This window comes from Xanthomonas sp. LMG 8993 (genome assembly GCF_009835065.2).
Taxonomy (GTDB): Bacteria; Pseudomonadota; Gammaproteobacteria; order Xanthomonadales; family Xanthomonadaceae; genus Xanthomonas; species Xanthomonas arboricola.
Genome location: NZ_QVIF02000004.1, coordinates 466,271 through 479,017 on the forward strand (window position 1 = coordinate 466,271; position 12,747 = coordinate 479,017).

Annotated in this window: 12 protein-coding genes; 3 read left to right on the forward strand and 9 right to left on the reverse strand. The window is 67.1% G+C overall.

Going from position 1 to position 12,747, the window contains the following annotated elements:
• Window positions 1-218: 218 nt before the first annotated feature.
• On the reverse strand, window positions 219-851 hold the full coding sequence (locus DYQ94_RS11040) for a response regulator transcription factor (protein WP_024939865.1): 633 nt from the start codon (window positions 849-851) through the stop codon (window positions 219-221).
• Entirely contained in the window at window positions 848-2,068 is a 1,221-nt protein-coding gene (locus tag DYQ94_RS11045) for a sensor histidine kinase (protein ID WP_126966868.1), read from the reverse strand. The genes DYQ94_RS11040 and DYQ94_RS11045 overlap by 4 nt, the downstream gene beginning before the upstream one ends.
• 59 nt (window positions 2,069-2,127) lie before the next feature.
• On the opposite strand from DYQ94_RS11045, the gene DYQ94_RS11050 reads away from it, so the two are divergent.
• Window positions 2,128-2,694: a methyltransferase family protein gene (locus tag DYQ94_RS11050; protein ID WP_104577470.1), complete on the forward strand. Its 567-nt coding sequence runs from the start codon at window positions 2,128-2,130 to the stop codon at window positions 2,692-2,694.
• 136 nt (window positions 2,695-2,830) lie between these two features.
• The gene (gene lldD / locus DYQ94_RS11055) at window positions 2,831-3,991 is read left to right on the forward strand and encodes an FMN-dependent L-lactate dehydrogenase LldD (protein WP_126966859.1); all 1,161 of its coding nucleotides are present in this window, start codon (window positions 2,831-2,833) and stop codon (window positions 3,989-3,991) included.
• Between the two features lie 333 nt (window positions 3,992-4,324).
• Here the strand turns inward: lldD and ligD are convergent, their stop codons facing one another.
• The gene (gene ligD / locus DYQ94_RS11060) at window positions 4,325-7,087 is read right to left on the reverse strand and encodes a DNA ligase D (protein ID WP_126966858.1); all 2,763 of its coding nucleotides are present in this window, start codon (window positions 7,085-7,087) and stop codon (window positions 4,325-4,327) included.
• A gap of 9 nt (window positions 7,088-7,096) precedes the next feature.
• Window positions 7,097-8,056, reverse strand: a complete 960-nt coding sequence (ku, locus tag DYQ94_RS11065) for a non-homologous end joining protein Ku (RefSeq protein ID WP_104569349.1) — start codon at window positions 8,054-8,056, stop codon at window positions 7,097-7,099.
• Between the two features lie 154 nt (window positions 8,057-8,210).
• On the opposite strand from ku, the gene DYQ94_RS11070 reads away from it, so the two are divergent.
• Complete coding sequence (locus tag DYQ94_RS11070; RefSeq protein WP_039529303.1) at window positions 8,211-8,390, forward strand: hypothetical protein; 180 nt, start codon at window positions 8,211-8,213, stop codon at window positions 8,388-8,390.
• 49 nt (window positions 8,391-8,439) lie between these two features.
• Here DYQ94_RS11070 and DYQ94_RS11075 read toward each other — a convergent pair whose 3' ends face one another.
• From DYQ94_RS11075 to DYQ94_RS11095, 5 genes are all read right to left on the reverse strand, one after another.
• On the reverse strand, window positions 8,440-8,835 hold the full coding sequence (locus DYQ94_RS11075; RefSeq protein WP_016902914.1) for a DUF779 domain-containing protein: 396 nt from the start codon (window positions 8,833-8,835) through the stop codon (window positions 8,440-8,442).
• Between the two features lie 21 nt (window positions 8,836-8,856).
• Entirely contained in the window at window positions 8,857-9,885 is a 1,029-nt protein-coding gene (adhP, locus tag DYQ94_RS11080; RefSeq protein ID WP_054591795.1) for an alcohol dehydrogenase AdhP, read from the reverse strand.
• Between the two features lie 168 nt (window positions 9,886-10,053).
• Window positions 10,054-11,583, reverse strand: coding sequence for an aldehyde dehydrogenase (gene adh, locus DYQ94_RS11085; protein WP_126966857.1), 1,530 nt, complete (start codon window positions 11,581-11,583; stop codon window positions 10,054-10,056).
• Window positions 11,584-11,805: 222 nt separating this feature from the next.
• The gene (locus DYQ94_RS11090; protein ID WP_126966856.1) at window positions 11,806-12,186 is read right to left on the reverse strand and encodes a cupin domain-containing protein; all 381 of its coding nucleotides are present in this window, start codon (window positions 12,184-12,186) and stop codon (window positions 11,806-11,808) included.
• Window positions 12,187-12,311: 125 nt separating this feature from the next.
• Window positions 12,312-12,611 carry a hypothetical protein gene (locus tag DYQ94_RS11095; protein WP_102255271.1) on the reverse strand — a complete coding sequence of 100 codons (300 nt, stop codon included), beginning with the start codon at window positions 12,609-12,611 and terminating at the stop codon, window positions 12,312-12,314.
• Window positions 12,612-12,747: the final 136 nt, after the last annotated feature.

The following is a 12,747-nucleotide window of genomic DNA, read 5'->3' on the forward strand; positions in this document are numbered from 1 at the left end:
GCCGGCTCTTCCTTCTCCCTGCGGGAGAAGGTGGCCCCGCAGGGGCGGAGGAAGGCACGGGCGAAGCCTCGTGGCATCTGATTCCAGGAGCGGCTTCGCCCCCCATACCCTCACCCCAACCCCAACCCCACCCCCGCTCCTGCGATTCCCGATTCCCGATTCCCGATTCCTGAGTCCGCTCTGACCAATCCCCACTCCCGACTCCCCAATCCCCGCCCTCAAATCACCCGCAACGTGATCGCCTTCAACACCGCCCTTGTGCGGTCGCGGGTGCCGAGCTTTTCCAGGATGGTGGAGACGTAGTTCTTCACCGTGCCTTCGGCCAGGAACAGGGTGCGGGCGATCTCCTTGTTGGAATAGCCGCCGGCGAGCAGGCGCAGGATCGCCACCTCGCGCTCGCTGAAGGTCTCGCGCGGGGGCTGCTGGTCGCGGAACTGGTAACGCGCCCGTACCGGATCGGTGCTGACCGGCTGCAGCAGGGTCTCGCCGTGGGCCACCCGCTCGATCGCCTCGCGCAGGTCTTCCGGGGCGGCGTCCTTGAGCAGGAAGCCCTGCGCGCCGGCCTCGGTGGCGCGCAGCAGCAGGTCGCTGTCGTCGAAGGTGGTCAGCAGCAGCACCGGGGTGCGGTCGCCACGGGCGCGCAGTTGCTGCAGCGCCTGGATGCCGTCCACGCCGGGCATGCGGATGTCGCTGAGCACCACGTCCACGGTGGTGCTGACCAGCGCGTCCAGCAGGCCCTGGCCGTCGTCGGCCTCGCAGACCACCTCCACCCCCTGTTGCTGCAACAGCGCGCGCAGGCCGGCGCGGACCAGGATCTGGTCGTCGGCCAGCGCGATGCGATGGGCACTCATGCCGGTAGCCTCGCCATCAGGTGCATGCCGCCAGTGGGTGTGCGGCCAAGCTCAAGCTGCCCGTGCAGGGCGGCCAGGCGTTCGCGCATGCCGGTGATGCCGTTGCCTTCGCGGATGCGCTCGGCGCGGCGGCCATCGTCGCAGATGTCCACCTGCAGCTGCGCGCCTGCGCAGTGCAGGTGCACCGCGACCTCGTTGGCGTCGGCATGCCGCACCGCGTTGGTCAGCGCCTCCTGCACCAGCCGCAACAGCAGCTCGGCCACGCGGGCATCGGTGATGCGCACGGCCGGGTCGATCTGCAGGCGCAGCGCCGGGCGTGGGAACGGTGCGGCCAGCGCGCGCAAGGCGGTCTGCAGGTCCAGGCCCTGATCGTCGCGCAGCGACTGCACCACGTTGCGGATGTCCGACAGCAGCTCGGCCGACAGCTGCTCCACCACCGCGACCTCGTCGCGCCGCGCCAGCACCGGGTCGGCACCGAGCAGGCGCAGGTTGATGCGCATGGCGGTGAGCTTGTGCCCGGCCACGTCGTGCAGCTCGCGCGCCAGGCGCAGGCGCTCGGCATCGCGCGCGCTGTCGGCCAGCAGCGCGCGGGTGGCCAGCAGGTCGGCATTGACGTAGGCCAGCGCATCGCGTGCACGCTCGGCGCTGCGCGCGTAATGCGCGGTCAGCGCGGCGAAGGCCTGGAAACCGGCGTAGATGCCGACGATCAACCACGGGCGCTCGAACCCGGCCTGCACCAGCAGCGCATACATGCCCGCGTTCAATACCAGCGCCAGCAACAGCACGCGCACCGGCGGCCAGGTCATGCCCGCCTGCGCCACCAGCATGACCAGCAGCACCGGGGCGGTACCGACACGCGGCTCCATCCACACCAGCAGCAAGGCCAGGACCGCCTGCAGCAACGTGGCGACAGTGCGCAAGGCATGCAGCGACGGCAACACGGTGTGCAGCGACGGCAACACGGTGTGCAGCAGGAACAAGGCGGTGAAGCCGGCCAGCACGCCCCAGCGCCAGGCGCCCTGCGGTGACGCATCGGGCATGAACGACAACGCCACCGCCGCAATGGTGAACGCACCGGCCAGCCGCAGCGGATGCGAGAGATGACTCAGGGAAGAATGCATGCAGCGATGCTGACGGCCGCGTGGCCGCTCGGCAATGGTGCGCCTGCAGAAAGTGACTTCCGGCAGGTGCGATCGATGACCTGCGGCCCCTGCGATCCATGCGGCGCGTGCGCACACTGGCATCACCAGCCCACCCATCGCCACGGAGTCACACCATGTCTGCTTCCAGTCTGTTTCTTGCGCTCAATCTGTTATGGGGCGGCTACGAACTGCTGCTCAGTCGCCGCCGCCGTGCCGGCGACGGTGGCGCGCACGATCAAGGCACCCTGCAACACCTGTGGCGCGTGTTGTCTGCAGCGGTGGCCGTTGCGGTGGCACTGGCCTACAGCGGCCTGGCCCACTGGCCGCAGGGTTGGGGCGCGCCGCTGCAATGGGCCGGCTGCGCCTTGATCGGCAGTGGGCTGGCGTTGCGCGTGTGGGCCATCCAGGTGCTGGCGCGCTGGTTCACGGTGGATGTGACCATCCAGCCCGACCACCAACTGGTGCGCAGCGGCCCATACCGCTGGCTGCGTCACCCGTCCTATACCGGCGCGCTGATGGCCTTTTACGGGCTGGCGCTGGGCATGGGCAATGCGTTGTCGGTGGCGGCGATCGTGGTGCCGGTGATCTGGGTCTTCCTGCACCGCATCCGTATCGAAGAGGCCGCATTGCAGTGTGCGTTTCCGCTGGCTTACCCGGCTTATGCAGCGCAGAGCCGGCGCTTGCTGCCGCTGGTGTGGTGAGAGTTGATAAGGCTGCGGCGCAGCACCACTGCGCTGGGCCTTGCCGGGCTTGCGTCCTGCAGATCGCGCAGCAGTCCATCCGCCACACCGATGGTCTTACACTCAGCGGCTACCCCGCCGCTGCCGTTCGTCTTCGATGATCATTTCCGCCGCTTCCGACTACCGTGCCGCCGCGCAGGCGCGCCTGCCGCCGTTCCTGTTCCACTACATCGATGGCGGGGCGTACGCCGAGCACACATTGCGGCGCAATGTCGCGGATCTGGCCGATATCGCGCTGCGCCAGCGGGTGCTGCGCAACATGTCGGACCTGAGTCTGGGCACCGAGCTGTTCGGCGAGACGCTGGCGATGCCGGTGGCACTGGCGCCGGTCGGGCTGACCGGCATGTATGCGCGCCGTGGCGAAGTGCAGGCCGCGCGCGCGGCGGCCGCACGCGGGATCCCGTTTACGTTGTCCACCGTGTCGGTGTGCCCGATCGAGGAAGTGGCGCCGACGATCACGCGGCCGATGTGGTTCCAGCTGTACGTGCTCAAGGACCGCGGCTTCATGCGCAACGCACTTGAGCGCGCCAAGGCGGCCGGGGTGACCACGCTGGTGTTCACCGTGGACATGCCCACGCCGGGCGCGCGCTACCGCGATGCGCACTCGGGCATGAGCGGGCCCAACGCGTCGCTGCGGCGCATGCTGCAGGCGGTGACGCATCCGCGCTGGGCCTGGGACGTGGGCCTGCTGGGTCGCCCGCACGATCTGGGCAATATCTCGACCTACCGCGGCAGCCCGACCGGCCTGCAGGACTACATCGGCTGGCTGGGCGCCAACTTCGACCCGTCCATCGCCTGGAAAGACCTGGAATGGATCCGCGAATTCTGGACCGGGCCGATGGTGATCAAGGGCATCCTGGACCCGGACGATGCGCGCGATGCGGTGCGCTTCGGCGCCGACGGCATCGTGGTGTCCAACCATGGCGGCCGCCAGCTCGACGGCGTGCTGTCCAGCGCGCGCGCATTGCCGGCCATTGCCAATGCGGTGAAGGGGCAACTGAAGATCCTGGCCGACTCGGGCATCCGCAGCGGCCTGGACGTGGTGCGCATGCTGGCGCTGGGCGCCGACGCGGTGCTGCTGGGGCGCGCGTTCGTCTATGCGCTGGCGGCCGGCGGCCAGGCCGGCGTGGAGAATCTGCTGACCCTGATCGAGCGCGAGATGCGCGTGGCGATGACCCTGACCGGCACCCATTCAATTGCCGAGATCAGCAGCGATGCGTTGAGCCGGGTGACGCGGGAGAACGCGGTCTCGCCTTGATGGGATTCGGGATTTGGGATTTGGGATTTGGGATGCGTTGGTGGCTGAGAGCGGGTGGTCTGCGACTTGGCTGCAGGGCCCTTGCCCGCCCACCCTCGCGGGACACGCCGCAAGTACGTCCATGTAGGCGCTTACGCGACGGTGCGCGGGCAAGGACCTGTCGTGAGGGTCGGTGCGCATGGTCAGGCTGTGTGCGTGATGCGTGTCTGATCGAATGAACGTAGCGAGCAGTCGTCGGGTCAGTACGGGCTGCGCGCAGGAGCCGCGATGTATGCCGATCCCAAATTCGACCGCGCCCGCCTGGTGGCGGCGCAGTCGTCTTGTTGGCTGCTCTTAGTGGTTGTCGTCGCCGGTGGGCAAGTATTGCTGCAACGCGAGCACCGATTCCCACGGATCTGCACGCTGACGCTTGGCCCGTTGCAGGGCCTTGTCCATCGGGAAAGCGTCCGGGCCGCTGATCTTGCCGAGTTCTTCCCAGCGCAGCGGCACGGCGACGGTGGCCTTTTCGCGTGCTCGCAGCGACCACGAACACACGCTGGTATTGCCGCGCCCATTGCGCAGCCAGTCGACGAAGATCACGCCGTGGCGCTTGGCCTTGCTCATGGTGGCCACGTAGCGGTCCGGGGCGTGCGTGGCCAGCGCCTGGGCGAAGGCCTCGCAGAAATCGCGCGCCTGCTCCCAGTCGGCTTCCGGCACGATCGGCACCACCACATGCAGGCCCTTGCCGCCGGACAGGCGCACCGCGCTCTCCAGGCCGGCACTGCGCAGCTTGGCACGGATGTCGCGCGCGGCCGCCACCACGTCGGCCCAGGACACCCCGTCGCCAGGGTCAAGGTCGAACACCAGCCGATCCGGATGCTCCGCATCGTCGACCTGCGCGCCCCAGGGATGCAGCTCCAGCGTGTTCATCTGCACCAGCTCGAGCAGGCCGGCGGCATCCTCGACGTAGATGTAATCCTCGGTGCCGCTCTTCTGCTGCAGCGGAATCGCCTTGATATGCGTGCCCAGGTGGCGGCCTTCGTGCTTCTGAAAGAAGCAGTCGCCACCGGCGCCATCGGGGCAGCGCAGCAGCGACAAGGGGCGGCGTGCGATCTCTGCCAGCACCAGCGGCGCCACTGCGCGGTAATAGTCGGCCACATCGCCCTTGCTGATGCCCGCTGCGGGAAACACCACCCGCTCGGGATGGGTAATGGTGATGCCGTCCGTCGACGTGGACGTGAATTTGGATGTTGTGGACTGGGACGCCGTGGATTTGGAGGCCGTGGACGTGGACGCTGCAGCCTTTTTGGATGTCGTGGTCGCGGTCGTCTTCGATGCCGTGGACCGCACACGCTTGCTGGCAGTGCTGGTGGATGGGTCGACCGTCGTTCTCGACGTTTTTTTACTCGCCGCCTTGCGCGCAGGCGCGGCGGCCGTGGTCGCAGCACTGCCTTTACCTGCAGCACGCGCCTTGCCCGGCGCGGCGCGGTCGCCGCCCAACTCGCTCATGGGTTTGTCCTCGCGCAGACGCTTGAATGCGGCCTGCCGCAGCAGGCCTTCCTTCGCCCAGCCGCGGAAGGCGACCTCGGCGATCAGGACCGGTCGTACCCAATGCACATCGCGTGGCCGCCCCGGGATGTGCGTCGGCAATTCCAGCGTGGCGGTGTCGCTGTGCAGCGCCTGCAACAGCGCGGTGATCTTGCCCAGCAAGGCATCGTCGAAGCCGGTGCCCACGCGCCCGACATAACGCAGCGTCTTGCCCTCGCGTTGCGCCATCAGCAAGGCGCCGAAGCCGCTGCGCGCGCCCTTGGGGTCGGTGTAGCCCACCACCACGAACTCGTCGCTGTCTTCGTGCTTGGTCTTGACCCAATCGGCGCTGCGCCCTTCGCGATACCGCGCATCGGCGAGCTTGCTGACGATGCCTTCCCAGCCGGTGCCGGCGCTGGCCGCAAAGACCTCCGGGCCGTGGCCGATCACATGGTCGCTAAACGCCAGCGTGCCCGGCACATCGCCCAGCACGTCGTGCAGCAACTGCTTGCGTTGCAGCAGCGGGGTGTCGCGCAGATCCACTCCGGCCACGCCGAGCAGGTCGAACACGATGTAGCGCAGCGGCTGCGTGACGCTGCCATCGAGCGCGCGTTGCAATGCCGAGAAATCGCTGCGTCCTTGCGCATCCAGCACCACCAGCTCGCCATCCAGGCGCGCATCGCGCACCGGCAGGGCCTGCACTGCACGCACCACGTCCGGGAAGCGCTGCGTCCAGGCCTGGTCGTTGCGCGAGCGCAGCTGCACCTGGCCATCGACCATGTCGGCCAGCAGGCGGTAGCCGTCCCACTTGATCTCGTGCAACCAGCGCTCGCCATCCGGCGCCTGCTCGCGCAGCAAGGTCAGTTGCGCGCGCAGCTCGGTTGGGCATGGCGCATCGCGCGCGCCGTCCAGCGCCAGGGCGCGGGTACGCCACTGCCTGGTGTCCGCACGCACCGGGCGCGCGCGTTTGCCGGCTGCAGTTGTCTCGGCGCTCGCCGTTGCTGCCGGCGCGCGCCGCGCCCGGCTGGCCTTGGCACGGGTTGCCGGCGTCACTGCAGCCGATGCGCCGGCGGCCTGCTGCGCCACCAGCGCATCGGCATCCAGATCCGCGGCGTACGCATCGCTGCGCTTGAACAGCAGCCATTGCGGTTTGCCGCCGCGCATCTGCGTGCGCACCAATGCAAAACCGCCGCGCAGCAACTTGCCCTGCAGTTCGAATTCCAGCTTGCCGGCTTCCAGTGCCGCCAACGCATCGCCTTCGCACTGCCAATGCCCGTGGTCGAACACATCCACATGCCCGGCGCCGTAATGGCCCTGCGGAATATCGCCCTGGAAGCTGGCATACGACAGCGGGTGGTCCTCCACCTGAACCGCCAGGCGCTTTTCGCCCACGCGCAACGATGGGCCCTTCGGCACGGCCCAACTCTTGAGCACGCCGTCGGCTTCCAGCCGGAAGTCGTAATGGCGCGAGCTGGCGTGGTGCAACTGCACGACGAAGATCGGCTGCTTGCTGGCGCGCGCCGGCGTGTCGCCGGCCGGTTCCGGGGTCTGGTCGAAGCGGCGCTTGGCGTTGTAATCGTGCAATGACATGGGCGGGGCCTAGCCGGCCTTGCGGCGCGGCGCCGCCTTGCTGGCGTTGGCTTTGGTGGCCTTGGTGGCCTTGGCCGCGGTCTTCTTGGTGGCCTTCTTGGCCACTTTCTTGGTGGCGGTCTTTTTGGCCGACCCGGTTGCCGGCGTGCTGCTCTTCTTGGCCGGCGTGCGCGTATTGGCCTGCAGGCTCTTCTGCAACAGCGACATGAAGTCGACCACGTTGGTGCTGGCGTCTTCGTGCTGCGGTGGCTCGACATCCACGGTGGTGGTGCCGCCCTTGGCCTGGATGCGCTTGCGCAGGATCTGCTCGAGCTTGCCGCGGAACTCGTCGTGGTAATCCTCCGGCTGCCAGGTGCCGGACATCGACTCGATCAGCTGCTTGGCCATCTCCTGTTCCTTGGGCGTGATGCGGTACTCGCCCACCGCGCCGGCCGGCAGCTTGAAGTCCTGCGGGTCCACCACTTCCTGCTGGTAGCGCAGCAGCAGCAGGATCAATGCATCGCCCTGCGGCATCACCGCGGCCAGGTATTCGCGCGTGCGGATGACCACCTTGGCAATGCCCACCTTGCCGGTGTCGCGCAGCGTCTCGCGCAGCAGCACATAGCCTTTTTCGGCCTTCTTGCCCGGCACCAGGATGTAGGGCTTTTCGAAGTAACGCGGGTCGATATCGGCGGCATCGACAAAGGTTTCCACCTCCACCGTTTCGTGGCTTTCCGGCGAGGCCGAACGGATGTCCTGTTCCTCGACGATGACATAGCTGCCCTTGTCGTACTCGAACGCCTTGACGATCTCCTTCCACGGCACCTCATCGCCGGTGTCGGCGTTGACGCGCTCGAAGCGGATCGGCTTCTTGTCGCGCGAATCGAGCATGCGGAAATGCAGATCCACCTTGCGCTCGCCCGACATCAACGACACCGGCACATTGAGCAAGCCGAACGAGAGCGTTCCGGTCCAGATCGGTCGTGCCATCGGCGTGTGACTCCGGGTGTTGTATGAGTTGACCCATAGCTGTAGCGCGGCCACCGTGATCCATGCGTGAGCCGTGCGTCTGCAGCAGCCACTGCGTCCCCTTCACTAGGCGCGCGGTGAACTGCGCATCCATCCCCACGACCAGGAGCACCGCATGTCCCGCGACCCACTGCGCGACCAACCGACCCAGCCGGGCGAACAGCACGGCAAGCGCGATGCCGAACACTATGAAGACCGCGGTGCCGGCGATGCGCCCGACACGCTGGTTCCCGCCGATGGCGACACCCCGGCCAAGAAGCCTGGCACCGCGCCGTCGACCGTGGCAGACCGCTGAAACCAGCGGGCTGATTCCCCGCCCGGCAGCACCGCCAGGCGGGCCAGGGTTACGCCCGGCCTGCCCGCTGCAGCTGGGCGAACTCCTCATCGGCAAACAGGCGCGAGCGCACCAGAAAGCGCACGCCCTCGCCGTTTTCCAGCGAGAACATGCCACCGCGCCCCGGCACCACATCGATGATCAGTTGGGTGTGCTTCCAGTATTCGAACTGCGAGGGGCTGATGTAGAACGGCGCGCCGCCGATCTCGCCCAGCAGCACGTCGCGGTCGCCAACGATGAAGTCGCCCACCGGGAAACACATCGGCGAGGAGCCATCGCAGCAGCCGCCGGATTGATGGAACAGCACATCGCCGTGGCGTGCGCGCAGCGTGTCGATCAACTGCAACGCCGCCAGCGTGGCCATCACCTGCAACGGCGGGTCTGTCTGCGTGGTGGTGCCCTGCATCGTCTGCCTCCTGCGGCGCGGTCAGGCCGCCATGTCGAGCACGATACGCCCCTCGATCGTTCCGGCGTGCATGCGCGCGAACACCTCGTTGATGTTGTCCAGGGTGTCGGTGGCCACGGTCGCCGCGACCTTGCCCTGCTCGGCGAAGGCCAGCGACTCCTGCAGGTCCAGCCGGGTGCCGACGATCGAGCCGCGCACGGTCACGCCATTGAGCACCATGCCGAAGATGTCCAGCGGGAACTGGCCCGGTGGCAGGCCGTTGAGCGACACCGTGCCGCCACGCCGCACCATGCCGATCGCCTGCTCGAAGGCCTTGGGCGATACCGCGGTGACCAACGCGCCGTGTGCGCCGCCGATTTCCTTCTTCAGGTACGCCACCGGATCGGTGGTGCGCGCATTGACCGTCACCGTGGCGCCCAGGCGCCTGGCCAGTGCCAGCTTGGCGTCGTCCACATCCACGGCGGCCACGTTCATTCCCATCGCCTTGGCATATTGCACTGCCATGTGGCCGAGCCCGCCGATGCCGGAAATCACCACCCACTGGCCCGGCTTGGTATCGGTGACCTTCAGGCCCTTGTAGACGGTGACGCCCGCGCACAGGATCGGCGCGACCTCGACAAACCCCAGGGTGGCGGGCAGATGCCCGACGTAATCGGCATTGGCCAGCGCGTACTGCGCGAAGCCGCCGTTGACCGAGTAGCCGCTGTTCTGCTGCGCCTCGCACAAGGTTTCCCAGCCACCCAGGCAGTGCTCGCAATGCCCGCAGGCCGAGTACAGCCACGGGATGCCGACGCGGTCGCCTTCCTTGACGTGACGCACACCCGCACCCACCGCCACCACATAGCCCACGCCCTCATGGCCGGGGATGAATGGGGGATTCGGCTTGACCGGCCAGTCCCCCTGCGCGGCGTGCAGATCGGTGTGGCAGACTCCGCAGGCCTGGATTTTGACCAGCAGATCGCCGGCCTGGGGCCGCGGCACCTGCACTTCCTCGATCACCAGTGGTGCGCCGAACTGGCGCACCACCGCCGCTTTCATTGTCGTGTCCATGCTGCACTCCGCACTGATAGTGCGGCCCACCCTAGGCGCCTTGAGGACGCCGTGCCTTGATCGAGGTCAATTCGCGCGTGCGCGGTTCATGAACAGCCGGTGCAGCGGCCCGGCGTTCCTGTGCCCGATCCATCACGCATTGCAGTCGAGCAGTAGCAGGCCTACGCATCAGAAAAACCCTAGCGCCTTCGGCGAATAGCTCACCAGCAGGTTCTTGGTCTGCTGGTAATGGTCGAGCATCATCTTGTGATTCTCGCGGCCGATGCCCGACTGCTTGTAGCCGCCGAACGCGGCATGCGCCGGATAGGCGTGGTAGCAGTTGGTCCACACGCGCCCGGCCTGGATCGCGCGGCCCATGCGATACAGGCGCGACGCATCGCGGCTCCACACACCGGCACCCAGGCCGTACAGCGTGTCGTTGGCGATCGCCAGCGCCTCGGCCTCGTCCTTGAAGGTGGTCACCGACACCACCGGGCCAAAGATCTCTTCCTGGAACACGCGCATCTTGTTGTGGCCCTTGAACACCGTCGGCTTGACGTAGAAGCCCTCGGCCAGCTCGCCATCGAGTGTGTTGCGTTCGCCGCCGATCAACACCTGCGCGCCCTCCTGCTTGCCGATGTCGATATAGGACAGGATCTTTTCCAGCTGCTCGCTGGAGGCCTGCGCGCCGACCATGGTGTTGGGATCGAGCGGGTTGCCCTGCTTGATCGCGGCCACGCGTGCCAGCGCCTTTTCCATGAACCTGTCGTAGATCGATTCCTGGATCAGCGCGCGCGAGGGGCAGGTGCACACCTCGCCCTGGTTGAAGGCGAACAGCACGAAGCCTTCCACCGCCTTGTCGAGAAAATCGTCGTCTTCGGCCATGACATCGGCAAAGAAGATGTTGGGCGACTTGCCGCCCAGCTCCAGCGTCACCGGGATCAGGTTCTGGCTGGCGTATTGCATGATCAGCCGGCCGGTGGTGGTTTCGCCGGTGAAGGCGATCTTGGCGATACGCGGGTTGCTGGCCAGCGGCTTGCCGGCCTCAAGCCCGAAGCCGTTGACCACGTTGAGCACGCCCGGCGGCAACAGGTCGCCGATCACCTCCATCAACACCAGGATCGAGGCCGGGGTCTGCTCGGCCGGCTTCATCACCACGCAGTTGCCGGCGGCCAGCGCCGGTGCCAGCTTCCAGCACGCCATCAGCAGCGGGAAGTTCCACGGAATGATCTGTCCGACCACGCCGAGCGGTTCGTGGAAGTGATAGGCGATGGTGTCGCTGTCGATCTCGGAGATGCCACCTTCCTGCGCGCGGATGGCGCCGGCGAAATAGCGGAAGTGATCCACGCACAGCGGCACATCGGCATTGAGCGTCTCGCGCACCGGCTTGCCGTTATCCCAGGTCTCGGCATAGGCGAGCAGCTCCAGATTCTGTTCGATGCGGTCGGCGATCCTGAGCAGCACATTGGAGCGCTCGGTGGTGGAAGTCTTGCCCCAGGCGTCCTTGGCCGCATGCGCCGCATCCAGTGCGGCTTCGATGTCCTGCGCGTTGGAGCGCGCGATCGAGGTGAGCACCTTGCCGTTGATCGGCGTGGTGTTGTCGAAGTACTGGCCGCTGTGCGGCGCCACCCACTGGCCGCCGATGAAGTTGTCATAACGCGGTTTGAAGATGGACTGCGGGTCGGTGTTGAGCGGTTTTGCAGAGGCAAGCGCGTTCATCATGGTCTCCTGCGGAGGTGGTCCGATGCGCACGTGTATACCCGCGCGAGCGCTAGCGCAATGTCATGTCATGCGCTGTTGCGCTGCGTCATTGCAGCGCAGCCGTGTTTCCCCGTGCCGTGGTGGACGTTGCGCTGCAGCGCATCATTGCGTGCACGCGGCAAGGGCTCCGCAACCAGGCGCCGGATCGGCCGCCGTGCACCAGCACGCATTGCACAACCATCAAATCCAGACGTCGTTGTCTGCAGTGTAGGCGCCGCCCGCATCGCCAGTATTGACCACGCCGCGCGGCTCGACCAGCAGCACGCTGCATTCGTGCTCCGCCGCCGGGCGGTGTTCGACACCCTTGGGCACCACGTGCATCTGCCCGGCCGACAGCGCCACCACGCCGTCGCGAAACTCGATGGTCATGTTGCCGTCCAGCGCGATGAACACCTCGTCCGTGTCCGCATGCTGATGCCACACGAACGCACCTTGCAGCTTGACCAGTTTGAACTGGTAGTCGTTCATTTCCGCGACGACACGCGGGGACCAGTGCTGCGACAGCAGGGCGAGCTTGTCGCTGAAATCGATCGGGGCGTAGCGCGTGTTCAACGGAAACATCCTTGTGCAGGGAGTGCGCTTGCAAGCTTAGTGCATCGCATCACCGGCAGTCACCGCTGCATCAACGCGGCGCATTGCAGCCGCGCGTGGCGAACAGCGCAAGCGGTTTGCCCGGCGCGATGGGTTCATGCGCGCGCGTTGCGGGCGTCTGACGCGCGCCACGCCCGCACCGCTGCGATGACCTGCGCACCGTGGCTGGCGCTGGCATCACGCGCGGCAAAATCGTGCGGCCGCCATTGCACCTGTGCGGCCAGCCGTGCGCAGGCGGCATGCCCGTCTGCCAGCACGTCGGCCTGCTCTTTTGCGTTCAACGCCAGCAGGAGCGAGAAGCCGGTGGCCGAGATCGTGCAGTTGATGTCCAGCCAGTAGCGATTGTCCGCACGCAGCAGAAACCAGTCTGCGGGGGCGTGATCGATGACGATCATGGTGGGGCCTGGTGTGGTGGTCAGTGGCGTGTCGATGGCAGACCGTGCGTTGGCGGGATGGCTTTGTCGCGCCCGGGGGCGCTCCTACGGGCGGTGCGTGTTGTTGAATGCGCACCGCCTGCGGGTGGCTCAGCCG